The organism is Hymenobacter setariae, from assembly GCF_007713685.1.
GTDB classification, from domain to species: Bacteria; Bacteroidota; Bacteroidia; order Cytophagales; family Hymenobacteraceae; genus Hymenobacter; species Hymenobacter setariae.
In genome coordinates, this window is record NZ_VMRJ01000007.1 from 38924 (window position 1) to 64710 (window position 25787).

Annotated in this window: 22 protein-coding genes; 12 read left to right on the forward strand and 10 right to left on the reverse strand. The window is 59.1% G+C overall.

Annotated features, from left to right (window positions below; translation table 11 throughout):
- Positions 1-31: 31 nt before the first annotated feature.
- From FNT36_RS22855 to fucP, 5 genes are all read left to right on the forward strand, one after another.
- The gene (locus FNT36_RS22855; RefSeq protein ID WP_144852628.1) at positions 32-3484 is read left to right on the forward strand and encodes a SusC/RagA family TonB-linked outer membrane protein; all 3453 of its coding nucleotides are present in this window, start codon (positions 32-34) and stop codon (positions 3482-3484) included.
- A gap of 17 nt (positions 3485-3501) precedes the next feature.
- Entirely contained in the window at positions 3502-4998 is a 1497-nt protein-coding gene (locus FNT36_RS22860) for a RagB/SusD family nutrient uptake outer membrane protein (RefSeq protein WP_144852630.1), read from the forward strand.
- 35 nt (positions 4999-5033) lie between these two features.
- Entirely contained in the window at positions 5034-6104 is a 1071-nt protein-coding gene (locus FNT36_RS22865) for a LamG domain-containing protein (protein ID WP_144852632.1), read from the forward strand.
- Positions 6105-6161: 57 nt separating this feature from the next.
- Entirely contained in the window at positions 6162-7373 is a 1212-nt protein-coding gene (locus FNT36_RS22870) for a glycoside hydrolase family 130 protein (protein WP_233636168.1), read from the forward strand.
- 209 nt (positions 7374-7582) lie between these two features.
- Positions 7583-8860 (forward strand): L-fucose:H+ symporter permease, encoded by a 1278-nt coding sequence (gene fucP / locus FNT36_RS22875; RefSeq protein ID WP_144852634.1) that lies wholly within the window; start codon positions 7583-7585, stop codon positions 8858-8860.
- A 104-nt stretch (positions 8861-8964) separates the two neighbouring features.
- Here the strand turns inward: fucP and proC are convergent, their stop codons facing one another.
- From proC to FNT36_RS22905, 6 genes are all read right to left on the reverse strand, one after another.
- The gene (proC, locus tag FNT36_RS22880) at positions 8965-9765 is read right to left on the reverse strand and encodes a pyrroline-5-carboxylate reductase (RefSeq protein ID WP_144852636.1); all 801 of its coding nucleotides are present in this window, start codon (positions 9763-9765) and stop codon (positions 8965-8967) included.
- A gap of 162 nt (positions 9766-9927) precedes the next feature.
- Positions 9928-11067, reverse strand: a complete 1140-nt coding sequence (locus FNT36_RS22885) for an acyltransferase family protein (RefSeq protein ID WP_144852637.1) — start codon at positions 11065-11067, stop codon at positions 9928-9930.
- 166 nt (positions 11068-11233) lie between these two features.
- Positions 11234-13075, reverse strand: a complete 1842-nt coding sequence (locus FNT36_RS22890; RefSeq protein ID WP_144852945.1) for a glycoside hydrolase family 10 protein — start codon at positions 13073-13075, stop codon at positions 11234-11236.
- Between the two features lie 61 nt (positions 13076-13136).
- Positions 13137-13754 carry a DUF1684 domain-containing protein gene (locus FNT36_RS22895; protein ID WP_144852639.1) on the reverse strand — a complete coding sequence of 206 codons (618 nt, stop codon included), beginning with the start codon at positions 13752-13754 and terminating at the stop codon, positions 13137-13139.
- 111 nt (positions 13755-13865) lie between these two features.
- Positions 13866-14174 carry a hypothetical protein gene (locus tag FNT36_RS22900; protein WP_144852642.1) on the reverse strand — a complete coding sequence of 103 codons (309 nt, stop codon included), beginning with the start codon at positions 14172-14174 and terminating at the stop codon, positions 13866-13868.
- 82 nt (positions 14175-14256) lie between these two features.
- Positions 14257-14553 (reverse strand): hypothetical protein, encoded by a 297-nt coding sequence (locus FNT36_RS22905; protein ID WP_144852644.1) that lies wholly within the window; start codon positions 14551-14553, stop codon positions 14257-14259.
- A gap of 131 nt (positions 14554-14684) precedes the next feature.
- Here FNT36_RS22905 and FNT36_RS22910 point away from each other — a divergent pair, with 131 nt between their 5' ends.
- Positions 14685-15389, forward strand: coding sequence for a hypothetical protein (locus FNT36_RS22910; RefSeq protein WP_144852646.1), 705 nt, complete (start codon positions 14685-14687; stop codon positions 15387-15389).
- A gap of 225 nt (positions 15390-15614) precedes the next feature.
- Positions 15615-15875: a hypothetical protein gene (locus tag FNT36_RS22915; protein WP_144852648.1), complete on the forward strand. Its 261-nt coding sequence runs from the start codon at positions 15615-15617 to the stop codon at positions 15873-15875.
- A gap of 72 nt (positions 15876-15947) precedes the next feature.
- On the opposite strand, the gene FNT36_RS22920 is transcribed toward FNT36_RS22915, so the two are convergent.
- The 4 genes from FNT36_RS22920 to FNT36_RS22935 form a co-directional block, all read right to left on the reverse strand.
- Positions 15948-16514: a hypothetical protein gene (locus tag FNT36_RS22920; protein ID WP_144852650.1), complete on the reverse strand. Its 567-nt coding sequence runs from the start codon at positions 16512-16514 to the stop codon at positions 15948-15950.
- Between the two features lie 76 nt (positions 16515-16590).
- Positions 16591-17391: an N-acetylmuramic acid 6-phosphate etherase gene (murQ, locus tag FNT36_RS22925; protein ID WP_144852652.1), complete on the reverse strand. Its 801-nt coding sequence runs from the start codon at positions 17389-17391 to the stop codon at positions 16591-16593.
- 26 nt (positions 17392-17417) lie between these two features.
- A complete protein-coding gene (locus FNT36_RS22930; protein ID WP_233636169.1) occupies positions 17418-17666 on the reverse strand; it encodes a cytochrome b5 domain-containing protein in 249 nt (82 codons plus the stop codon).
- A gap of 111 nt (positions 17667-17777) precedes the next feature.
- Entirely contained in the window at positions 17778-18965 is a 1188-nt protein-coding gene (locus FNT36_RS22935; RefSeq protein ID WP_144852654.1) for a formimidoylglutamase, read from the reverse strand.
- A 159-nt stretch (positions 18966-19124) separates the two neighbouring features.
- On the opposite strand from FNT36_RS22935, the gene FNT36_RS22940 reads away from it, so the two are divergent.
- The 5 genes from FNT36_RS22940 (at position 19125) to FNT36_RS22960 (ending at position 25733) form a co-directional block, all read left to right on the forward strand.
- A complete protein-coding gene (locus tag FNT36_RS22940; protein ID WP_144852656.1) occupies positions 19125-20924 on the forward strand; it encodes an AMP-dependent synthetase/ligase in 1800 nt (599 codons plus the stop codon).
- Between the two features lie 115 nt (positions 20925-21039).
- Complete coding sequence (locus FNT36_RS22945) at positions 21040-21516, forward strand: MarR family winged helix-turn-helix transcriptional regulator (protein ID WP_144852658.1); 477 nt, start codon at positions 21040-21042, stop codon at positions 21514-21516.
- A gap of 140 nt (positions 21517-21656) precedes the next feature.
- Positions 21657-24062, forward strand: coding sequence for a 3-hydroxyacyl-CoA dehydrogenase/enoyl-CoA hydratase family protein (locus FNT36_RS22950; protein ID WP_144852660.1), 2406 nt, complete (start codon positions 21657-21659; stop codon positions 24060-24062).
- Between the two features lie 123 nt (positions 24063-24185).
- Complete coding sequence (locus tag FNT36_RS22955; RefSeq protein WP_144852662.1) at positions 24186-25373, forward strand: acetyl-CoA C-acyltransferase; 1188 nt, start codon at positions 24186-24188, stop codon at positions 25371-25373.
- A 48-nt stretch (positions 25374-25421) separates the two neighbouring features.
- Positions 25422-25733 carry a DUF3861 domain-containing protein gene (locus tag FNT36_RS22960; RefSeq protein WP_144852664.1) on the forward strand — a complete coding sequence of 104 codons (312 nt, stop codon included), beginning with the start codon at positions 25422-25424 and terminating at the stop codon, positions 25731-25733.
- Positions 25734-25787 lie beyond the last annotated feature (54 nt).

A 25787-nucleotide genomic window follows, 5' to 3' on the forward strand; every position in this document is an offset into this window, starting at 1 on the left:
CCGTTTCTCACCCTCTTTTCCATTCCCACCCATGATTCATTATACCCCATCGAGTAAGCTGCTGCCCCTTTTGTTGGCCGGGGGGCTGCACGTGGCACGGGCGCAAAGCCCCGTCGTGGCCATGCTGCGGCCCACGCAGGATGTAACGGCTGGCGCGGCGCGGGCTGCCGAGCGCGGCACCTCGCTCGAAAGCATTTTGCAGGAGCTGAAGAAGACGCACCACGTCTTTTTTATGTACCGCAGCGAGCTGGTCAAGAACAAGTTCGTGAATGTGGACGCCCGCACGTTTCGCACTTGGGAGGACAAGTTGACCTACGCCGTGACGGCCAGCGGCCTGCGCGTGGAGAAAACTGACCACAACGTGTACGTCATTTCGCAGCCCAAATTGCCGGGCCCCGAGGCGCCAACCAGCTCGACCACCAGCGGCCCCAATGCCGCCCCGGACGCGGCCCTCTCCCCCACCGCCGTGCCCGTAACCGGCCGCGTAACCGGCCCCGACGGGGCGGCCGTGCCCGGCGTGACGGTGCTCGTGAAGGGCACTACCAACGGCACCACCACCGACGCCAATGGCAACTTCTCACTCACCCTGCCTGACGCGAACGGCACGCTAGTAGTGTCGGCCATCGGCTTCGTGACGCAAGAGCTGCCGCTGCAAGGCCGCACGCAGCTAAATGTGGTACTAGCCAACGATGTACAGGCCCTAGGTGACGTGGTAGTCCTAGGGTACACCACTGAGCGCAAGGCCGACCTCACTGGAGCCGTGGCGCAGGTGAGCCAGCGCGACATCAGCGGCTTGCCGGTGACTACGCCCGCACAGATTTTGCAGGGCAAGGCGGCGGGCGTGGCCATCACGGCGGCCACCGGTGCGCCGGGCGAAAACATCGCGGTACGCATTCGGGGGGTAGGCACTATCAACGACAACAACCCGCTTTATATCATTGACGGCGTGCCGACTAAGGATGGTATCAACCAGATTTCGCCTAATGATATTGAGAGCATCAACATTTTGAAAGATGCCTCATCGGCGGCCATCTACGGGGCGCGGGCCTCGAATGGCGTGGTGGTGGTGACCACCAAGCGCGGCAAATCGGGCAAGCCGCGGCTGAGCGTGAGCGCCTACAGCGGCGTGCAAACGGCGGCCAACCTCATCAAAATGGCTAACACCAGCCAGTACGTGAACGCCTACAACGTGGCGGCGCAAAACGACGGCCGCACCCAGATTCCGGCTTCGGTGGCGGCCACGCTGCCCGATGTAAACTGGCTGAAGGAAGTACTGAAGCCGGCCTGGCAGCACAACGTGCAGCTCGACGTGAGCGGGGGCGGCGAAAACTCGCAATACATCGTATCGGGCAGCTACCTGACCCAGGACGGCTTGATAAAGAACTCGTCCTACGACCGCTACAACCTGCGCACGGCCGTGAGCAGCTCGCTGTCGAAGTATGTGAAAATCGGCACCAACGCCAACCTCTCGTACAGCAAAACCAGGCAGGTGGGCACCTCGGGCGATGGCTTTGGCGATGGCAACCCCGGGGCGAGCGTGGTGCGCTTTGCGCTGTTTCGCACGCCGGGCACGCCGGTTTACAACGACCTAGGGCAATTTGTGGATTTGCCCACGGTGGGCGGTCAGCCGGCCTCGGCCTTCCTAGGTGACGGTATCAACCCCGTGGCGCTGGCCGACGCGGCCGACCGCAATTTCAACGCCTACTCGGTGCTGGGCAATGCCTATGTAGAGATTACGCCCGTGGCGCATTTGCGCCTGCGGTCCGACTACGGCATCACGTTCCGCATCACCGATTACAAGCAGTTTTTCAAGACGTTCGGTATCGACCGCTCGTTCAACTCGCCGGCTCAGCTGGCGCAGTCCAATACCAACGAATTCAACTTCAACTGGACCAATACGGCCGTGTACGACTTGTCGGTGGGCAAGAGCACGTTCGCTTTTTTATTGGGCACCGAGGCAATTAAGAATAATTCGCGGGGCATTTCGGCCTCGCGGCGCGGCTACGTCGACCAGTCGCCTACCTTCCAGTACCTCGATAATGGTACGGGCATTCAGCAGAATGGTGGCGGCGAGGCGCACTCGGCGCTGCTTTCGGGCTTTGGGCGGCTGACGTATGACTACGACGGGCGGTACTTGGCTACCGTCAACTTCCGGCGCGATGGCTCGTCGCAGCTCTCGCCGGGCCGGCGCACCCAAAATTTTTACTCTGGCTCGGTGGGCTGGAACCTGGCACGCGAAGCCTTTATGAGCAACTTAGAAGCCATTTCGCTGCTGAAAGCGCGGGTGAGCCTAGGGCAGCTCGGCAACTCGGCCATCGGCAACTACCCCTATGCCTCGCTGGTGGGCAACACGGGCTACTACCCGTTTGGAGGTGTGTCGACGCAGGGGCTGAGCGTGGTAACCAAGGGCAACCCGGACATCAAGTGGGAAACCAGCACCCAAACCAACTTCGGCCTCGACCTAGGGCTGCTGAAGGGCGCGCTGCAAATCTCGGCCGACTACTTTATAAAGAATACCTCGGATGTGCTGCTGTTTTTGCCGCAGCCCAGCAGCGCCGGCAACGGCGGCAACCCGGCCGTGAACGCCGGCAAGATTCAGAACCGAGGTTTTGAGCTGGAGCTGAGCTACCGCAACACCATCGGCAAGGACTGGAGCTACGGCCTGAATGGCAACCTGGCCACGCTGCGCAACGAAGTGCAGTCCCTAGGTACGGCCACGCCCATCGTGGGCGGCCGCATCGACAACAACTACTACGCTACGCTCACCACAGTGGGCCAGCCGATTGGGGCGTTTTACCTGCTGAAAACGGAGGGTATTTTTCAGACCGCGCAGGAGGTGTTTACGCACGCCTACCAGGGGCCGGGCATTCAGCCGGGCGACGTGAAATTTCAGGACCTAAGCGGCCCCGACGGGGTGCCCGATGGCGTGATTGATGGCTACGACCGCACCTTCGTGGGCAGCCCCATTCCGAAGCTGACCTACGGCCTGACTGGCAACGTGAGCTTCAAGAACATCGACCTGAGCGTGTTCTTCCAAGGCGTGCAGGGCAACAAGCTCTACAATCAGGTCAACACCGATATCGAGGGATTCTACCGCGCCTTCAACCTGACGGAGCGGGCGGCCACCAACTACTGGACCGGCCCCGGCAGCACCAACCAGTTTCCGCGCCTCTCGTGGACGGGTGCTTCCAACAACAAGCAGCCTTCCGACCGCTTCCTGGAAGATGGCTCCTACCTGCGCCTCAAGAACGTGCAGCTCGGCTACACCTTCAATGAGAAGCTACTGAGCGCGGTGCATGTGTCGTCGGTGCGCATCTACGCCAGCGTGCAGAATCTGCTGACTTTCACCAAGTACACCGGCCTCGACCCCGAGCAGGGCACCAACAGCAACTCGCTTGGCGATGGCGTGCGGGCCACAGGCATCGACTTTGGCACCTACCCCTCGGCGCGCACCTTCACGGTGGGCATCAACGCTGGCTTCTAACTTCTTCGCGCGCTATCATGAAAATCCCACCCGCCGCCCTCCTGCTGGGGGGCCTGCTGCTTGGCACCGCCGGCTGCAAAACCTTTCTCGACCAACCCGTGCTGGGGCAGTACGAAGCCAGCCAGTTTTTCACCTCCGACACCAACGCCATCTTGGCCGTGAACGCGGCCTACGTGCCTCTCTCGTTCCGCGATGCGTCGTCGAACGCGCTGTGGGTGCTCGGCGATGTGGCTTCCGACGATGCCGTGAAGGGTAGCAACCCCGGTGACCAGGCTGACTTCGAGAATATTGATATTTTCAACATCACGCCCATCAACTCGGCCGTGGAAGCGCAGTGGCGGCGCTACTACGACGGCATTCTTAAGTGCAACGTGGTGCTCGACGGCCTGCCCGCCGACAATGCCAGCGTGAGCGCCGCCGTGCGCCAGCAGGTGGTGGGGCAGGCGCAGTTTCTGCGGGCGTACTATTACTTTCAGCTGGCGGCCATCTATGGCAATGTGCCGCTGCGCTTGAAGGTGGAAACGCCCGCCGAGTTGCAAAGCCCGGCCGTGCCCCAAGCCCAGATATACGCGCAAGTAGAACTGGACTGCCAGGCCGCCATGGCCGCACTGCCCGCCACCTGGACCGGCACCGACGTGGGCCGCGCTACCAAGGGCGCCGCCATGGCGCTGCTTGCCAAAACCTACCTCTACGAACAGAAATGGACCCTGGCGGCCCAAACCGCCCAAGCCGTGGAGGCCCTAGGTACCTATAGCCTGCTGCCAGTGTTTGCCGACAACTTTCGGGCGGCGACCAAGAACAACGCGGAGGCTATTTTCTCGGTGCAGCACACCACCGGCCTCAGCCCCAACCAGGGCAACAACCTCAACCAATGGTTTGCCCCGCGCCCGCAGAATGGCTACGGCTTTTTCTGGCCAACCCAGAGCCTCGTGGACAACTTCGAGCGCACCTCGGCTGGCGTCGTGGACCCTAGGCTCGATTATTCGGTGGGCCGCAGCGGACAGTCATTTTTCGGTGTGACCTACGACCCTACCTGGAGCGGCACAGGCTACGTGTCGAAAAAGCACTTGCAGCCGCTGACCGAAATCCCGACCACCACCAAGGGCGATGGCAACCTGAACTTCCAGGCTATCCGCTATGCCGACGTGCTGCTCATTGATGCCGAGGCATCGAACGAAGCCGGCAACAGTGCGAACGCCCTGAAGGCGCTGAACCAAGTGCGCAAGCGCGCCCGCGAGAGTTATCTCTACGACACCTCGCTGCCTAACTCGGGCACCGTGCCCACCGGCCTGCTGCCCGACATAACCACCACCGACCAAAGCCAGCTGCGCGACGCCATTCGGCGCGAGCGTCGCTCGGAGCTGGCGCTGGAGTTTCAGCGGTTTTTCGACATCACGCGCTACGGGCAGGCCTACGCTCAGCAGGCGCTGGCCGACCGGCCCAACTTCAACTATAGCCGCAACCGCTTCTACCCCATCCCGCAGAGCGAGCGCGACACCAACAAGGGCTTGTAGCCGCCTTTCCTTCCCACCCAACTCTTCGCTAGGTTATGAAAAGCTCTAAATTTTACGTGTTGGTGCTGTCCGGGCTGCTCGGGGCGCTGACGTTTGCCTCGTCGTGCTCGAAAGACAACGACGACACCGCGCCCGTGGGCAACGTGGATAAAACCAAACTCACGGCCCTGATTGACTCCGTGACCGTCGGCTACAACGCCGCCGTCGAGGGTAATAAGCCCGGCAACTATGCGCCCGGCGCCAAGGCCAATCTGAAAACCGCTCTCGACCTCTCGACCGTCACCAAAAACGACGCGAGCTACAACCAAGCTGCCGTGAACGCGACCGTCGCCAACCTGCGGCGCGCCGTCACGGCCTTTAAGTCGGCTTTGGTGCAGGAAGTTTCGGTGGCCAACCTAGTGGCGCAATGGAAATTTGAGGGCAATGCCAATGACGCTACCACCAACGCCAACAATGGCACGCTAAAGTCGGGCCCCACTGGCCCTGGCACCGCGCCCGGCGATGGCGGCACACTGCCCATGCTGGTGGCCGACCGCTTTGGCCAGGCCGGGCAGGCTTATGAATTTAATAATGGCGCTTACATCGAGGTGCCGTACAAGGCGGCGCTCAACCCGCAAGCGCTCACTATTAGCCTGTGGTGCAAGCGCTTTGATGGCAACGATGCCAACTACCTAGTGTCGCTGAATCGCTGGCAGAGCTACAAATTTCAGCTGCAAGGCGCGGGCAAGCCCTTTCTCACCGTGGGTACCACGTCGACCATTGCGGACAAGGACGCTGATTCGGGCATTGTGCCCATCAATACCTGGACGCATGTGGCCGTGTCGTACACCGATGGCAGCATGAAGTTTTACATCAATGGGGCGCTGGTCAAAACTTGGACCGACGTGAAAGGGCCGCTCAAAACTGCCCCGCAGGCCGTGCCGCTTTGCATTGGCCAGCAGCTACCTAAGGACGTGTATAACAGCACGCCCACCGGCGGCCAAGCCACTGGCTACTTCGACTACTACGGCCCGGCCTTTTTCAAGGGCCAGATAGACGACATTCGCCTCTACAACCGCGCCCTGACCGATGCGGAAGTACAGTCTATCTACACCATTGAGAAATAGCGCTTGCTTCTCAGCGGCTTTCTACGCTTTCCTACCCTCTTCACTTTCCGAAACTGCATGCGCAATTTCCCTCGCTACGCCTATTGCCTCGCTGGCGGCACGGCCCTACTAGCCCTCCTAGGTGGCTGCAACGGTTCTCCTAAAACTGATACCGCGGCCACCACATCGACCGCGAAGCCATCGGCGGATACTACGGCAACGGCCGCCGCTGGCCCCAGCTGGGCGCTGCTGGGCTTTGCCAAAGCCGACAGCGCCAACCCCATCATGGGACCTAGCACGGTGGGTAAGTTCACCGACCCCATCCTGAAAAAGATGGTCCTGTGGGAAGAAAAGGACGTGTTCAACCCCGCCGTGGTGGTGCGCGATGGCAAGGTCTACATGTTGTACCGGGCCGAAAACAAAATCACCACTTTTGGTAAAGCTTCGCGCGTGGGCCTGGCCAGCAGCACCGATGGCATTCACTTTCAGCGCGAGCCAGAGCCGGTGCTCTACCCCGCCAACGACGCCCAGAAGAAGTACGAAACCGGCGGCACCGAAGACCCTAGGGTAGTAGAAGACGATAAGGGTAGCTACTACATGACCTACACAGCCTACGACGGCAAGCTAGCCCGCCTGCACGTAGCCTCCTCGCCCGACCTGCGCCACTGGACCAAGTACGGCAATGCCTTTGGCGGCAAGTACCTGGATAAATGGAGCAAGTCGGGCTCCATCGTATCGAAATACGAGACTGATGGCCGCATCGTGGCTGCCAAAATCAAGGGCAAATACTGGATGTACTGGGGCGACGCCCAAATCTGGCTGGCGACTTCCGACGACCTCATCCATTGGACACCGCTGGAGATGGCACCCGGCGAAAAGCCGCCCGTGCCGCTGCGCGCCCAAGCCCTCACCCTGCCCAATCTGAAAGTCGTGCTGCCCACCCGCGCCGGCAAGTTCGACAGCGACCTTGTAGAATCGGGCCCGCCCGCCATGCTCACCGACCAGGGCATTCGCCTGATTTACAACAGCCGCAACATCCCCGCCATTGGCGACAAGTCGTTGCCCGAAGGCACTTACACCGCCGCCCAGGCGCTGTTCGATAAAGACGACCCCACCAAGCTGCTCCAGCGCATGGACACCTACTTCATGCGACCCGAAAAGCCCTACGAAACCACTGGTCAGGTCAACCAAGTGGTGTTCTTAGAAGGCTTGGCGCGCTTCAAATCCAAGTGGTTTCTGTATTATGGCACCGCCGATTCGAAGATTGCCGTAGCCGTACGGCCACAGTAGCTAGGTGAATAGGTAATCGCGAATCCATTTATTCTGTCCTGCTGACGCAGGAAGCATCTTATCACGCAAGGTTCTACCCTGATAAGGTGCTTCCTGCGTCAGCAGGACAGAACATGGGCTTTTTAGAATTCTTAACCTGACCCTACCCTAGGCGGCTGCAAATGCGGGGCCTTCTCTTTCTTTACAAGTCTCTCCCATTTATCCCACCTATGCAACCTACCGCGGCCATCAGCCCACCCGCCAAAGCTCCATTCACCGAGAAGAAATACATTCCCACGCTGATTTTTGTCTCGTCGCTGTTCATGCTGTGGGCCATCGCCATCACGATGGGCGACGTACTCAACAAGCACTTCCAAAACGTGCTCAACGTCAGCAAAGCGCAGTCGGGGCTGGTGCAGTTTTCCATCTTTGGGGCGTATGCCGTGATGGGGATTCCGGCCGGCTTGTTCATGAAGCGCTTTGGCTACAAGCGCGGCGTGCAACTGGGCCTAGGGCTGTATGCCCTAGGTGCCTTCCTGTTCGTGCCCGCGGCCAATGCTAGTTCGTTTGGCTTCTTCCGAGGCGCGCTGTTTGTGCTGGCCTGTGGGCTGGCCACGCTGGAGGCGGTAGCGCACCCCTTCATGGCCGCGCTCGGCGACCAGCGCACCAGCGACCAGCGCCTCAATTTCGCGCAGTCGTTCAACGGCCTAGGGGCGGTGATAGGGCCGCTGCTAGGTAGCTACTTCATTCTCAGCGGCGAAAACTCGCACACGGCCGGCGACTTGACCTCTGTCAAGACCTTGTACCTGTTTATTGGTAGCGTCATTTTGGCCATTGCCGTGGCGTTTTCCTTCGTGAAAGTGCCTGCTCTGCAAGACGCCCACGCTGCCGATGCTCATGCCGACACCGAAGCCGGCTTTTATGCGGGCACTGCCGACGCGGCAGTAGCGCCTAAGGGTCTGCTACAGCATGCGCACTTTCGGTGGGCTTGGCTGGCGCAGTTTCTCAACGTGGCAGCGCAGGGCGGCACCTGGGCCTTCTTCATCAACTACGGCGTCGAAAAAATGCACTTCACCGATGAGGTGGCCGCCGGCTATTTTTCCCTGTTTATGGTGCTAATGATGAGCGGGCGCTTCGTGGGCACCTTCCTCATGCGCTACGTGGCCCCCAACCGCCTGCTAGCTGTCTTCGCCCTCGCTAACGTGGCCATGTGCCTGATTGTGGCCCAAAGCTGGGGCTGGCCCTCGTTCATCGCGCTGCTGCTGATTAATTTCTTCTTCAGCATCATGTTCCCCACTATCTTTTCGCTGGGTATTAAGGACCTAGGGCCACAAACTCAGCAGGCTTCGTCCATCTTGGTGATGGCGGTGGCAGGCGGCGCGCTGTTTCCCTACCTTATGGGCAAAATCGCCAACCACAACATCGCGGCGGCCTATTACCTGCCCATTATTTGCTACGCCTTTATCGCGCTGTTTGGGGCGCGGCTCTACCGGGTGGCAGATAAGTAAACGCTAACTTAGGAGGTCTTTAAAATTAAAAAAGCCGCCATGCTTCGACAAGCATGGCGGCTTTTTGTATCTAGTAACTAGTAACATTACCCGCTTTCGGCTGGCTACTTACCTAGCTCCTCGGCGCGGTCGCGGGCAGCGGTAGCCCCGGCAATAAGTCCTTCGCGCACGGCGGTCTGGCCGAAAGCGCGCATAGCCGCCTCAGTGGTGCCGCCCTTCGACGACACACGGGCAATCCAGTCTTGGCAGCTGAGGCCGGCTTGGCTGTAAAGCTCTACTGCGCCTCGGAAGGTTTGGCTGACTAGCAATTCGGCCTCGGCGGGTGCGAAACCCATTTGGGCGGCGGCCGCCATGAGGGCTTCCATGCAGTAGTACACGTAGGCGGGGCCGCTGCCCGAGATGGCGGTACTGGCATCGATGGCCGCTTCGTCTTCTACATACACCGTTTTGCCGGTGGTCGAAAGTAGGTTTTGTACCTGCACTAGTTCGGCGCGGGTCACCTCGTCGGTGCTGGTAAAGGCCGTCATACCCATACCGATTTGGGCGGGCAGGTTGGGCATGGCCCGGATAACTTTGGGCGTACCTAGGGCATCGCGCAGGGTGCTTATTTTCACCCCCGCCATGATGCTAATGATAACCTGCTGCGGTTCCACCAGCCCGCGTAGCTGCTCGAACAAGGCACCTGAATCCTGCGGCTTCACCGCCAGAATGATGATATTGACGCCCGGCACGCAGTCTTCGGGCTGGCCCCAAACGGTACCAACTTCGTGGGCCGCGAGGGCCGCCACACGCTCGGGCGAGCGAGCTAGCAAACGCAAATCGAGGCGCGAGGTAACGTGGGCGCGCACAAAACTACGGGCGTAAGTAAGGCCCATATTACCGCCGCCAATGATAAGAATTTTCATAGCCTATACGCAGGCCAGTACTTCTAAATGAAGAACCGGCTTATCTGAAACTCATGAAATACAAACTGGCTATTAACTGGTTACATAAAATGTAACCACGTTGCAAATTAGGCAAGCATTATTTTGCAACAATAATGCACTAAGCTTACCTCTGGCTTTCGCTTATACTTTCCATATCCACTTCCTATGGTATAAAAAGTTCAGCACCACCATCCAGATAAGCAAACATACCACCGCGCCGGCTAATGACGCATTGCGCGGGTCGCTAAAAAATGGCGCGATGCCGCTCTGATACAGCCACTCTTGTAGGCCCATTTCCTTGCCCCCAGGCCCAGCTAAACGAAACATCCCGAACGTGCGAGAGAGCAACGCCGACCCTACGAATACGGCAATGGCATTGACCCCGAACGCGATGGCGGGCGTAGCCCAGCGCCGGTGGCTCTGCACGTCGCACAGCCAGTAGAGGCTAGCTAGCACCACCAGCGCCAGCCCACCCGTGAACAGCACAAAAGAGCTTGTCCAGAGGGCTTTGTTGATGGGAAACCAGATATTCCAGAGCAGACCTAGCAGGGCCGACAGCACACCCGCGCCAAGCAGCCCCCGCACTTTGACCGTGGCCCTTAGGTCGGGGCGCCGCAGCCACTGCGCGGCTAATCCGCCCAGCAAGCCGGTACCTAGGGCGGGCAGCGTGCCAAGCAGCCCCTCGGGGTCCCAGGTGCGCGACTGCTTCCAGAGGTGCGGCTCGGTGAGTATGGTGCGGTCGAGCCAAGCCCCTAGGTTGGTGGTAGGCTCGAGGTTGGCGGGGCCAAAGCCGGGCACGGGGACTACTTGCAGCAGCACCGCGTAGCCGAGCAAAAAGACACCCAGTAGTATTACGCGTGTGCGCCAACTGGTAGTCAAATACAGAAGGCTACACCCTAGGTACACCAACCCAATACGCTGCAACACGCCCAAAATGCGCACCGTCGAGAAGTCGAAATGCGGGTAAAGCGAGGTTAATAGCCCCAGCCCAAACAATACCGCTGCCCGCCGCACTACTTGGGCAAGCACCGGCCCTTGCGGCTCGTGGCGCTGCTTTACGCCGGCCAGAGCGTAGACCAGGCTAATCCCTACAATGAAGAGGAAGAAAGGAAATACCAGGTCGGTAGGCGTGCAGCCGTGCCAAGCGGCGTGCTCCAGCGGCGGGTAGATGTGGCCCCAGTCGCCGGGGTTATTTACTACTGTCATCGCCATCACGGTGAGCCCGCGGAAGACGTCGAGGCTGGTGAGGCGGCCAGTAGTGGCAGGAGTAGCAGTGGGCATAGGCGGCAGCGCTAGGTGAGCGAATAGCCCGCAAAGTAGCTCACTCAGCAAAAACGACTGTCATGCTGACGCAGGAAGCATCTTATCACGTCGGAGCGAGGTGTTCAAACGTGATAAGATGCTTCCTGCGTCAGCATGACAGTCGTTAGGGAAATAATCGCCTAGGTTACTTCAACCCAAACAAGCGAGCGAAGAAGCCGCGGCGCCGCTTTTTCACTGGCTCCTTAGTTTTGACTTTCACTTTCGCAGCTTCGGCGCGGGCCATTTCGGCGGCTACCGGCGAGCTTGGGCGGGCAGCGGGCCTAGGTGCCGGCGGGCGCACGGCCACTGGGCGGTGGTCCTGGGCCGGCATGTTGAGCGGCGCGGCGGCTAATACTTCGACCGGCAGCTTGCCTTCGGAGAACACCCGTAGCGGGGGGCTCTCGTTGTGCAGACGGTCGACGGCGGTGAGGAAGTATGCATAGGCCGTGCCTTGGTGGGCTGTAGTATCGGCAAAGGTGGCGGGCTGCCCTAGGCCGGTGGGCCGCACCACGGCCAAGATGTGGCGCGGGTCGGCGGGCGACATGACTTGGCCGCGCTCGAAGCGGTAGAGCACGTAGTAGGCGGCTAGGTCGCCATCGGCGGCCGGCACGGGGTCGGGCGCCCAGGTGAGGGTGGACACGTTGCGGGTGCGGTTGAGCACCATTTCGCGCACCGGGCGCGGGGCCAGGCTATCGAGCCAGGGCATGGTGGGCACCAGCGCTGGGGCGCGGTAGAGGTCGAGGCGCAGCGAGTCGGTGGTGTGCAGCGGATTATTGAGCAGCGAGTTGGCCGAAAAGTACACGCTGCCCTGCACATCGTCGGGGTAGCTGCGGTTGAGGCGCACCTGGGTGGGCAGTTCGCGCGGGTTGCGCCAGGCGGTATCGGAGCGAGTGCTTTCGCGCATGCGGTACATGCCGTGCCCGATGTAGAGGTGGCGGTCGAAGCGGTTGCGCGTCCACCACTCCACCATCGTGGCGTAGGGCACCAGCTTGAACTTGGTGCTCCAGTACAGCTGCGGCACGATGTAGTCTATCCAGCCCGAGCGCAGCCACAGCCGCGAATCGGCGTAGAGATTAGAGTAGCTGGGCTGCCCGGCGCGGGTGTCCGAGCCATCGGGGTGAGCGCTCTTGTTCATCCACACGCCGAAGGGCGAAATGCCAAATTTCACCCAGCGCTTGGCCGCCCCGATGCTGTCGTGCAAGTCGTGGATGAGCGTGTTCACGTTTTGGCGGCGCCAGTCGGCCAGCCCTAGGTTGTCGGGGTTTTGCTCGGCAAAGGCTTGCTCGTCGTGGAAAACCTGGCCCGGCTCGGGGTACGGGTAGAAGTAGTCATCGAAGTGCACGCCATCAATATCATAGCGCCGCACTACGTCGAGAATCACGCGCTTGATGTGGGCGCGCACCTGGGGCAAGCCGGGGTTGTAGAGGTACTGCTTGGCGTACTTAATAAACCACTCGGGGTGCTGGCGCAGCGGGTGGTTGGGCGCCAGCGAGCGCGTCACTGTGTCCATGGTGGCGCGGTAAGGATTGAACCAGGCGTGGAACTCCATACCGCGCCGGTGCGCCTCCGCAATGAGGAAAGGCAACGGGTCGTCGCCCTCGCTGGGCGCCTTGCCCTGGCGGCCGGTGAGGTACCGGCTCCAAGGCTCTAGGTCCGATTTGTAGAAGGCATCCGACGCGGGCCTGATTTGCACGAACACCGCGTTGAGGCCGGCGCGCTGGCCGGCGTCGAGCAGGCGGCGGTACTCGCGGCGGTACACTTCCGGCGATTCGCCGCGCTGGGTGGGCCAGTCGATATTGGCCACCGTGGCAATCCAAAAGGCGCGCAGTTCGCGCTTGGGTGGGGCGGGTGCATCGGCGGCTTCGAGCAGCACGGCCGACCTTGTGAACCTAGGGCTCGGCAGGGCGGCTTGGGCCCACAAGGCCCCCGGACCAGCCCACGAAAACACAACGAGCAGTAGACAATAAACCAACGAGAAAGAACGCATCAACGGCAGGCGGGCAGCAAAAATCACGCTGCAAGTTACGCCCCGCGCGCGCGGGCTTTCTTCAATGGTCGCTCTGCACCCCAGCCGGAATAGCTACTGCTAGGCGGTTTTCGGCGGGCGGAATGGGGCACGAGTAAGCGTGACTATAGGCGCACGACGGATTATAAGCGCAATTAAAATCGAGGGTAATCAGCGTAGTACCAGCGGGTGGAATACGCAGGTCGATATAGCGCCCGCCGCCGTAGCTGCCGTGGCCGTTGGTGAGGTCGGTGAAGGGCAGAAATAAGTAATCGGCAAAGCCCGGCTTTTGCAGCAGCGCCAAGCTTTGGTACACGGTCAGGCGCTGGGGCTGCCCGTTTAGCTCAAAGCGCAGCTCGCCATACTTGCGGTACATGTGCAGCTGATTAGCACTAGTAGGCATGCCAAACGGCAGCGCCGTAGAATCGCGCACCAATTTGGCTACCACGCAGTATTGGTAGGCCACCGGATAAAACGGCAAGCTTTTAAACGCTGCCCGCTCGGCCGCTGACAGCGGCGACTCAGCAGGGTCGCTAAACTCGTGGTTGATTTTTTGCTGGAAAGCCGCTACCTGCTGGGCATGGGCAGTTGGCGTGGGCTGGGCCTGCCCCAGCACACCTAGGGGCAGCCACAGGGCAGCTAGCAAAGCAACTATTTTCATACCCCAAATAACGGACCTGCTAGCACCATTTTCCGCGCAGCTCAACACAAGAAAGCCGCTGCAACGACTGTTGCAGCGGCTTTCTTGTGTTGAGCTTGTCGCCTAGGTCATTTACACCGCGTTGTTGCTTTCCTGGGCAGTATTGGTCGGGTTTTCGCCAGCGCGGTCGGGGGTGGTGTCGGCAGGCGTCTGCTCGCCGCCTTCGAGGCCGGTGGTCTGGTCCGAGTCGCCGTAGTCGCCACGGATGCCAGCGCCATCGCTGCTAGCGAGGTCCGACTGGGTCACAGTTTCGGGGTTGCCGCTGGCGTTGGGGTCCGGGTCAGCGTCTTGGTTGGTGATGGGGCCACCTGTGCTGGGCACTTTGTTTTCTTCAATGTCAGAAGGACGACCGGAGTCGGGAGCAGGATTCGGAGTAACCATGGGATGGGTAAATTAGAGAGTATGTAAATCAAGCAATAGCAAACGAGAAGCTAAGACAACCCCAGCCTCCCAGCGAGTACCATTACCCTAGGTTGACCTGGCCGATGCTAGAGCCGCTGCTGGCAGAGCCACCGCTCACGCCACCACCTTTGATAGCGCCTTCGTTTTGGTCGGCCGACTCGATGGTGCCATCCTCTTTGTTGGCGGGCACGGCGTCGAGATTGGTAGGGCCAGCATTGCCGCCGCTGCCCGAGTTATCGTCGGCGTTGCCGCCGTAAAGGGCGTCGGGGTTAGTGGGCTCTTGGCGGCCATCAGGCTGGTATTGGTCAGACTGGGTGGGCTGGGTGGCCTGGTCTTGTTCGGAGCGGGTGGTAGGCATGAGGAAAGTCGGAAAAGTGAACTGCCCTAGGTGTACGCACAGCGGCGCGCCTGGTTCGGGCGGGGTAGTATTCCGTTTTTGTCGCCAACTTGGCCGCAGCAACTCCCAATTAGTGCCCCAGTATTCGCCTTATGGCTCCTTTTCGTATCTATCAATTAGCTACTGCCTCTACTGGCCAGCCAGCCGCGGCCCGGTCGGCGGCGGATGCAGTTAGCCCTCCTAAGCGCTGGCTCCGGCCCTTAGTCTACCTGTTGCTGGCTACAAGCGGCCTAGGGCTATGCCAGTGCCAGCCCGCCAGTACCTCCGACTCGGCAGCGGCACCCACCACGCCTACCGACGCACCGAAGCTCGAAACAGCGGAGGCTACGCCCATCCCCAAGTTCGATACCGAGAGTCCCATTTTGCGACAGCTAGCGCTGCTGCCCGCCGCTGAGCGCGCCGTCGCGCCGGCCACCATGCGCCGGTATCAGCTTCTCACCCGCCGCTTTTGGCTGGCGCACTACTCCACCGATTTTCTGCTGAAAGAAGCTAAAACGCCGCCAGCCAACCTACCCGTATTTGCGCAGCAGATGGCCCTGATGCAGGGCCATTGGCGCGTGCTCCGCGATGGCATCAGCCAAACCCAAGGGCTGCCGCCCACCATGGCCGACCACGTTCGCCGCATGCAGCAGGCCGGCGAAATTCAGCACAATGCCCTCAGCGACTTACAAGCCGATGTGGCCAGCCAGCGCCCCCTAGGGCTCGATGCGACTACTCTGGCAGCTCAACCGCAGGTAGAAAAGCTACTGGCGCCCCTGCGCCGCAAGCCCGGCCCTATCAATATGCGCATACATTAACCTGACGAACTATGCCTAGTTGTTATTATGCTGTCTTTCAGTATAAAATACTAACTCATGTTGAGCTTATAGCTCAGTTCGAGCATTTTGGAATGGAAGTTGATACCCCGTAGCTTTACCGCAGAATCAAACAAAAAGCGCTAAAATTTCAATTCCTACTTTGTTGCTTTTCGTTTAGGCCTTACTTCCCTTCCATTCTTTTTTCACCAGTTCACCTTACTTGCCATGAAAAACCTGCTGCTACTAGCCGCGCTGGGCCTTGCCACCGCCGAGGTTGCCACTGCTGCCCCTAGCCAAACCACGCCCACGGGCACGATGACCAAGAAAGAGCGCAAAGCCGCTCGCCAGGCCAAAGCACCCCAAGTGTACAAAGGCTCGGTAGCCGAGCAGCGCCGCCTAGTAACCGACGCCCCCGGCGCCGAGGACTCGGACAACGGCGACAACACGACCGTAAAGTCGAAAAAGAAATCGAAGTCTAAAGAATAGTCTTAGCAACTATTCACCAAAAAGGCCGGCCCGCTTACGCGAGCCGGCCTTTTTTATTTACTGGCTTTATACTTAACCTAGGCGATGGCGCAAGATGCTTTCTACTTTCTCGGCCAAGCGGCGGGGCTCGTAGGTGCGCCAGGGCAAGTCGTCGAGTTCGCCGCCAAAATTGATGTAGTTGTCTAGGTTGTACTGGCTCATTTCGCGGCGCACGTGCTCCTGAAAATTCACGCCCGCAATCCAGCCATCCTCCACTTCCTCAAACCACTCCTCGTAGTAGCTATCGTCGGAGCCATGGAAGTTGAATACGTTTTCGCCGATGAGTACGAAGCGCTTGATGCCCTCGTGCAGCAGCACGTCTAGGATGTTGCGCTTCAAGTTCATGATATCGTTCTCGATGGCGTCGTTCCACTCACCGATAAACTCTAGGATGGCGATACCATCGTCGTAGTCAGCCCACAGAATTTTAAAAAACAGTGTATCTGATTCCAGGCTATCCCACTGCGGGTGAATGTAGTAGCCATAAATGGTATTGGAATAGGTATCGAGGCTGTACTCGGCCCCGTAGAGCGGCGAGCGCGGGTCTTCGGCAGCTGAGTACTGCTCTATCCAATTATAATGGGGCTCTATAGTATGCATAGCAATGGGGCCAGCTAGGGCCAGCCCAGTTGCAAAAACGCCTTTCCGGCCAAATCGTTCGGTTTAAGGGGCGCTATTACCCTTGTTTCGCTAGCAGCGCGGCTCGCACCGAGCCATGCTTTTGCAGCAGCTCGGCCGCTTCAGGCTGGGCAATGCCGAGTTCATCCATAAGCATGCGCTGGCCGCGGTCCACAAGCTTGATGTTGCTGAGCTGCATATCCACCATTTTGTTGCCGCGCACCCGACCTAGGCGAATGAAAGTAGCCGTGGTAAGCATGTTGAGCGCCAGCTTTTGGCCAGTGCCGGCCTTGAGGCGCGTGCTGCCCGTAATGAACTCGGGCCCGGTCACGACTTCCACCGGAAACTCGCAGGCTGCGGCTACTGCCGAGCCGGCATTGCAGACGATGCAGCCGGTGGCCAGTCCCGCAGCGCGGGCGGCTTGTAGCCCCCCTATCACGTAGGGCGTGCGGCCTGAGGCGGCGATGCCCACCAGCACGTCTTTCTCGTTGGCCTCAAACTGTTGCAAGTCTATCCAAGCTTGATTGGCATCATCCTCTGCCCCTTCCACGGCCTTCCGAATGGCGCCGTCGCCCCCAGCCATAATGCCTACTACCAGCCCAGCCGGCACCCCAAACGTGGGCGGACACTCCGACGCATCAACTACCCCTAGGCGCCCACTGGTGCCCGCCCCGATGTAAAACAGCCGCCCCCCAGCTTGCAGCCGCGCCACGGTGGCTTCAATGAGTTTTTCGAGCTGCGGAATAGCTTTTTGCACAGCCAGCGGCACGGTTTGGTCGAGCTGGTTCATGCCGGCTAGGATGGCCGCAGTGGACAGCGTTTCGAGGTTATTGTATTCGGAAGGGGTTTCGGTGGTCACGGAGTAGAGGTGTTAAAAACAAGAAATCAGGTTTTCAGCCGGCCAATAACCGGAAATTTATCGAATACGGTAGCGATGTGCGGCGCGTCTTCGTCGAGCTCGCGGGTTAGGTCCTGGCCGGCCCAGTGCTCGTAGTGGTTGCCGCGCTGCCACAGCCGCGAGCGCGTCACATCATAAATCACGCCTTGGTAGGCCACCCAAATCTCGTCGCGGTCCTGACCATTGCGCAGGGCCAACTGGCTGCGGGTGTATGTCTTTATGTTTTCGTCAGTCATACCAAACATCATCTGTCATGCTGAGCTTGCGAAGCATCTTATCACGCTCGCTTAGCTAACTCTAGCGTAGTAAGATGCTTCGCAAGCTCAGCATGACAGATGGAATTAAGTTTACCCCAACAGCGCCTGCGTCCGAATCCAGCGTTGCGGCAAGTCGCCCTGGGCGGCGTGCAGGTAGTCTTGGTGAGTGCAAGGCACAATGCGCTTCACCGAGTTGTCGGCTAGGCTTTCTACCTCCATCCACCACTTGTCGGTATCCGAGCGGCGCGATTTGTAGAAGACCAGCTCGGTTGGCGTGCCCTTGCCATTGCCGGGCAGTACCAGCGTGTAGGTAAGGAAGCGGTACGTACCGAAGCCCGTTTCGGGCCGGCGGTGATAATACCCTTCGATAAAATACCAGAGCATGGCCGCCAGCGTGCCCGCCGCCAGCCCGTGCGGGTCGTGGTCGGGCCGATAGCCGTAGAGGCCAATGGACGTAAGCTGCTCATTGTGGCCCGCGTACCAGCAAAGCTGGGCCGCATCTTCATTGCTGAGGCCAAAAGGGCTGGCCGGATAGTAGCCCGGCGCGTCTTGCCAACGAATGGCCGCAATATCAAAACTCAGAAAATTGGCCTGCCGCAGCACTGGCTCGGCCAGGCGGCGGTCGGTGCGCAGCTCGCCTACGCTCATGGTTTCGAAGTGCAGTTTCTCAAACGCGGCCAGGATATCGGGCGGCGTGAGGTACTGCTGGTGCCCTAGGTGCGCGCAGCTGAACACGAAATTGGGATGGTGCAGCAGCAGGCGGCGCAGGTGGCTGTCCTCGGCTGGCGTGCCAGGCATGGGCAACGCCATGTCAGGACGCGAATCGACTACGGCAAAGTTGATAGCCGGCGTCGGCTCATCGTGCGGCGGCTCATAAGCCAGAAACTGGCCATAATCGAGGTCGTGGCCACCGCCCAACAAGATGGGTATTGTATTGGCTTCCAGCAAGGCGCGCACTATTTCGCGCAGGCGCTGGTAGGTGTCGTCCAGGCTGAGGCCAGGGCGCAGATTACCTAGGTCGACTAGGCGCAGCGGCCCCGTGCTGCGCTGCAGCTGATAAAAGCGCTGGCGCACGCAGTTAGCGCCGTGCTGGCCCGCGGGGGGCGCACCGGCGGCCGTGCCCCGCCACTCATCGAGGCCAATGATAGCCAAGTCGGCACTGCGCCAGTCGGGAAAAGTCTCGGCAAAGCGCGTGGCATAGGCGGCTACCGTGGTGGGGGCAGCCGAAGGGGCGGTCAGCTCGTCGGGTAGCGAGTCAAAAAATAGAGCCAGATTCATTCGTTAGCGCGGCGGGGCGCGGTCAAATTTACACCCCGCGCCGGCCAGATTGGTCTAGCCCGGGCCGTGCCGAGTTATTGGGCGCATCAAGACCGGGAAATATTTCGGTAAAAAGCTTGTTTCTTTAACCCCGCATTCCCACGCCTCTCGCCCCCTTTTATGGACGTCCGCCGCTCCTTCGATATCCTAGCCAATCAGCTCGAGAAATTTCCCAAGCCCGACGCGCTTGCTGCTAAAATCAACGGCCAGTACCAGCCGCTCAGCAGCCAGCAGGTGCAGGACCAAACCAACTTGGTAAGCCTGGGCCTACTGGCCCTAGGGCTGAAAAAGGGCGATAAAGTGGCCATTATCAGCATGAACCGGCCCGAGTGGCTGCTCGCCGACTTCGGCATTGCCCAAATCGGGGGTACCAGCGTGCCCATGTACCCGAGCATCACGGTGGAGGACTACAAGTATATTTTCACTGATGCGGGCGTGCGGGCGGTTTTTGTAGCCGACAAGCAGCTGTTTAACAAGGTAAAAGAAGCTACTGCCGGCCTCAACATTCCGGCCGAAAACGTCTTCACCTTCGATAAGGTAGCGGGTGCCAGGCACTTCGATGAGCTGCTAGAGCTGGGCAAACAAGGCAACCCCGCCGACCTAGAGCCGCTGAAAGCTGCCGTGCAGCCCGACGACCTGCTCACGCTCATCTACACCAGCGGCACCACCGGCGCGCCCAAGGGCGTAATGCTCAGCCACGACAACCTACTCAGCAACTGCCGCAGCTCGGCGCGCTACGTACCCGTGGGCCAGGAGGATAAAGCACTGAGCTTCTTACCCCTGTGCCACATTTTTGAGCGCATGGTGACGTATCTGTACATGATTCATGGCGTGAGCATCTACTACGCCGAGAGCATGGAAACCATCGCCGACAACCTGCGCGAGGTGCACCCCAGCATTTTCACCACCGTGCCGCGCCTGCTCGAAAAAGTGTATGACAAAATCGTAGCCAAAGGCCACGAGCAAACCGGCATCAAGCACAAGCTTTTCTTCTGGGCGCTCGACCTAGGGCTGAAATTCGACACCCAGAAAAACCAAGGCTTTATCTACAACACCGAGCTGGCGCTGGCCAACAAGCTCATATTTAATAAGTGGCGCGAGGCCCTAGGTGGCAATTTGCGCTGCATCGTGAGTGGCGGCGGGGCCTTGCAGCCGCGCCTGGCCCGCGTGTTCTGGGCTGCCCAAATCAGGGTGATGGAAGGCTACGGCCTCACCGAAACCTCGCCCGTGATTGCAGTGAACGGCTATGAGCCCGAGAACAATATGATAGGCGCGGTAGGCCCGCTCATCGACAACATGGAGGTGAAGATTGCCGAAGATGGCGAGATTCTGACCAAGTCGGCCTCCGTAATGAAGGGTTACTACAACAAGCCCGAGCTGACCGCCGAAGCCATTGACAAAGACGGCTGGTTTCACACCGGCGATATTGGCGAGTTTGTGGACGGTCGCTTCCTCAAAATCACCGACCGCAAGAAAGAGATGTTCAAGACCAGCGGCGGCAAGTACATCGCCCCGCAAGTCATTGAAAACAAGATGAAAGAAGACCCGCTCATCGAGCAAATGATGGTCGTCGGGTCCGACCGCAAGTTTCCGGCTGCCCTCATCATCCCGGCTTTTGATGAGCTAAGAAAATGGGCGGAGAAGAACGGCGTGGCCGCCAAGTCGCACGCCGACCTAGTGAAGGATGAGAAGGTCATAAAGCTCTACCACGACCTCGTCAAGAAGTACAACCAAGGCTTTGCCCAGTGGGAGCAAGTGAAAAAAGAAGTGCTGCTACCTGAGCTTTGGACAGTAGAAACCGGCGAAATGACGCCTACCATGAAGGTGAAGCGCAAGGTGATAACCGAGAATAATAAGGATATCATCGAAGAGCTTTACAACAAAGCCGAGCGCGAGCCGCACACGGCTTCGCGCCACTAATAACTTGCAACCGTCATGCTTCGCTAGGCACTGCATGACGGTTCTTTTTATCCTTATTTAGTATGCAAGCCTAATAAATTTCTTCGTAAGTTTACCGCACTTTCCCCGCCCGCGCATGAAACCCGAAGAAACCGTCGATTACAACATTAAAGTAGCCTGGCACGCCATTTCGCGCATGTACAATACGCAAGCGGCCCGCTACGACATCACGACCAGTATCGGCTTCGTGCTGCTCAACATTGACCAAGAGCTAGGCACGCCCGCCACCAAAATAGCGCCGCTACTGGGCCTCGAAACCCGCTCGCTAACGCGCATTTTGCGCAGCATGGAGGAGAAAGGCCTCATCTATAAACAAGCCGATACCCAGGATAAGCGCTCGGTCCGCATCTTCCTGACCGACCTAGGGCTGGAAAAGAAGGAAGTTTCGCGCCAAACGGTGCGGCACTTCAACCAGAAGATGCGCGCCAAAATCCCGCAGAGCCAGCTCGACACCTTCTTCAAGGTAGCCAGCCAGATTACGAGCATGATTGAGGGCAAGACGCTGTTTGACGACTTCGAGTTGAAGCCGTTGCGCAAAGACGCACCGGTCTAGTAGAAACGCTTGTCATGCCATCTAGCGTCCCGAAGGAAGTAGCTTATCGCGGCTGCCTTTGCTAGCTTAATTTTTCCCACCCTACTGAGCGCTGCGCACGTGACAAGGTCCTTCGCAAGCTCAGGATGACAGAGTAAACTATGAAACGAGTAATCAAGAAAGTCGCCGTTTTGGGCTCCGGCGTCATGGGCTCGCGCATTGCCTGCCACTTTGCTAACATCGGTGTGCAGGTGCTGCTGCTCGATATCGCGCCAAAAGAGCTGACGGCCGATGAAGAGAAAAAAGGCCTCAAGCTAGACGCGCTCGCCGTGCGCAACCGCATCGTGAACAGCGCCTTGCAGGCCGCCGTGGTGGCCAACCCCTCGCCGCTGTACCGCAAGAGCGAGGTGAGCCGCATCAAGACCGGCAACTTCGATGATAACCTCAAGGACATTGCTACCTGCGACTGGGTAATTGAGGTCGTGGTGGAACGGCTCGACATTAAAAAGAGCCTTTACGAGCGCGTAGAGCAGTTTCGCAAGAAGGGCACGCTTATTACGAGCAACACCTCGGGCATCCCAATTCACCTGCTAGCCGAGGGCCGCTCAGACGATTTCAAGCAGCACTTTGCGGGCACGCACTTCTTCAACCCGCCGCGCTACCTGAAGCTGTTGGAGATTATTCCGACGCCAGAAACCAAGCCGGAGGTGCTGGATTTCCTCCTGCACTACGGCGACCTATACCTAGGTAAGACGGTGGTTTTGGCCAAGGACACGCCCGGCTTTATTGCCAACCGCGTGGGCGTATTTGCCCTACTCGACGCTATGCAAACCATGCAGAAGCTGGGTTTGACGGTGGAGGAAGCCGACAAGCTAACTGGCCCGGTTATCGGCCACGCCAAGTCAGCCACGCTGCGTACGTCGGATGTGGTGGGGCTGGATACGACCATCAACGTGGCCAATGGTCTGGCTCAAGGCCTACCGAATGACGAAGCCAAGGACGTGTTTGTACTGCCCGACTTCGTGAAGCAAATGGGCGAGAACAAGTGGCTAGGCGACAAGACTGGCCAAGGTTTCTACAAGAAAGTAAAGGGCGAAGGCGGTAAGTCAGAAATCCACGCACTGGACCTCAACACGCTAGAGTACAAGCCTTCGCAGAAGGTAAAGTTTGCCACCTTGGAGATGACTAAGAGCATCGACAAGCTGGCCGACCGCTTCAAAGTACTGGTTTCGGGCAAGGACAAGGCCGGCGAGTTTTACCGCCTGAGCTTCGGCAGCCTCTTCGCCTATGTGAGCAACCGCATTCCCGAAATCGCGGACCAACTGTATAAGATTGATGATGCACTCCGCGCCGGCTTCGGCTGGGAGCTGGGGCCGTTTGAGACCTGGGACGCCCTAGGTGTACAAGCGGGCATTGACCTAGCTAAAGCGGCTGGGCGTACCGTAGCGCCGTGGGTTGAGGAAATGCTGGCGGCTGGCAACACGACCTTTTACAAGGTAGAAAACGGCGCTCGGAAGTTTTACGATAAGGAAAGCAAGGCATATCAGCCAGTGGCGGGTGTTGAGAATTTCATCATTCTCGACAACCTGCGGGCCAGCGGCAAGGTGCTATGGAAAAACGCCGGCGCGTCGGTTATTGACCTAGGCGATGGTATCTTGAACGTGGAGTTTCACTCCAAAATGAATTCCCTAGGTACCGATGTTATCCAGGGTTTGCTGAAAGGCGTGGAGATGGCCGAAAACGGCTACCGCGGCCTGGTGGTGGGCAACGACGCGCCCAACTTCTCAGCCGGCGCCAACCTGGGCCTCGTGTACATGCAGGCGCTGGAGCAGGAGTTTGACGAGCTGAATATGATGATTCAGCAGTTTCAGCAGGCTATGATGCGGATGCGCTACAGCAGCATTCCGGTAGTAGGCACGCCGCACGGCCTCACCCTAGGAGGCGGCTGCGAGCTGAACTTGCACTGCGACCGTGTGGTGGCCTCGGCCGAATCGTACATCGGCCTCGTCGAATTTGGCGTGGGCCTAATACCCGGCGGCGGCGGCACCAAGGAAATGACCTTGCGCACGGCAGCCAAGTACGAGGAAGGCGAGCCTGAATTTAACCTACTGCGCAACACGTACATGACTATCAGCACGGCTAAAGTTTCGACTTCGGCCGCCGAAGCATTTGACCTGGGCTACTTGCGTCGGGGCGACGAGATTGTAGTGAACTCGAATCGGGTAATCGCCCAGGCCAAGGCCGCGGCTATTGAGCTAGCTGACGCTGGCTATTCACAGCCGAGCCAGAAGACCAACATCAAGGTGCACGGCCGGGGCGCGCTTGGCATGTTCATGAGTGGCGTGTACGCTATGAAAATGGGCAACTACATCTCCGAGCACGACGAGAAAATTGCCAATAAGCTTGCCTACGTGATGTGCGGCGGCGACCTCTCCTCCCCCACCGAGGTGAGCGAGCAGTACCTGCTGGACTTGGAGCGCGAGGCGTTCTTGAGCCTCTGCGGCGAACGCAAGACGCTGGAGCGGATTCAGTCAATTTTGACCACTGGCAAGCCACTGCGTAATTAACTTATTGTCATGCTGGCGAAGGAAGCGTCTTATCACGGCTGCCTTCGCCAGACCCCATTTCCCACCCGAGCGCTGCGAACGTGATAAGATGCTTCGCAAGCTCAGCATGACAGAAGCAACCAAATGTCTCCCCAACAAGCATATATCGTGGCCGGCTACCGCACGGCTGTCGGCAAAGCGCCCCGTGGCGTATTCCGTTTCACTCGGCCCGATGACCTCGCCGCCGAGGTTATCAAGCACCTCGTCAAGTCGGTACCGGCCCTCGACCCCAGCCGCGTCGATGACGTTATCGTGGGCAACGCCGTGCCCGAAGCCGAGCAGGGCCTGCAAATGGGCCGCCTCATCTCGCTGCTCGCACTACCCATCAATGTGCCGGGCCTCATCGTGAACCGCTACTGCGGCTCGGGCGTGGAAACCATCGCAATGGCGGTGGGCAAAATCACGGCTGGCATGGCTGACTGCATCATCGCGGGCGGCACCGAGAGCATGAGCATGGTACCCACCGTAGGCTGGAAAACCGCGCCTAATTATAAGCTGGCCACTCAGCACCCCGATTACTACATCGGCATGGGCCTCACCGCCGAGGCTGTGGCCAAGGACTACAACGTGTCGCGCCAAGACCAGGACAAGTTTAGCTACAACTCACACCAAAAGGCCATTAAGGCCATCGCAGCCGGCAAATTCAAGCAGAGCATCGTGCCTATCACGGTGGAGGAAACCTACCTCGACCAGGCCACCGGCAAGAAGAAAACCCGCTCCTACGTGGTGGATACCGATGAAGGCCCGCGCGCCGACACGTCGCTCGAAGCGCTGGCCCGCCTGCGCCCCGTGTTCGCCGCCAATGGCTCGGTCACGGCCGGCAACTCGTCGCAAACCTCCGATGGGGCGGCTTTTGTACTGGTAATGAGCGAGAAGATGGTGAAGGAATTGAACCTAGAGCCCATCGCCCGCATGGTGACTTACGCCAGCGAAGGTATCGACCCGCGCATCATGGGCATGGGACCCATCAAGGCGGTGCCAAAGGCCCTCAAGCAGGCTGGCATGAAGCTCGAAGACATCGACCTGATTGAGCTGAACGAGGCTTTCGCCTGCCAGTCGCTGGCCGTGGTGCGCGAGCTCGGCATTGACATGGACAAGCTCAACGTGAACGGCGGCGCCATTGCCCTAGGTCACCCGCTAGGCTGCTCGGGTGCCAAGCTCTCGATTCAGCTCTTCGACGAGTTGCGGGAGCGTGGCCAGAAATACGGCATGGTAACCGCCTGCGTGGGCGGCGGCCAGGGCGTGGCCGGCATCTATGAACTACTAAAATAAAGCCGGAGTTGGCGCGTCTAACAAGGAGAATACTTTTCGTAGCATCCCATGAGCAAACGCGCTTATAAATATCATCAATATCATCTGCGTCTAGAGCAGGTGGCTGGCATTGCCCCCGACAGCCCCAAACAAGAGCCGCTGGAACTAGACTTTGAAAACCACGACGATATTTTCAGCATCGTGGAGCGATTGCAAAGTCGTAACCTGTTTGAGGAACCGGGCCAATCGACCGAATTCGCTATCGGCCTGAAGCTGTTTAGCGAGGTGATGCTCAAAAACCGGCAGCATCCGTTGTTTGAGGAGTTAGCCCCAGCTTTTAAAGCCTTTATGCAGCGGCTGAAAGCCCCGAATCAAGAGTAGGGTAAAAAAGAAGCTTCGTGACAGTACGAAGCTTCTTTTTTTGAACATAATAGT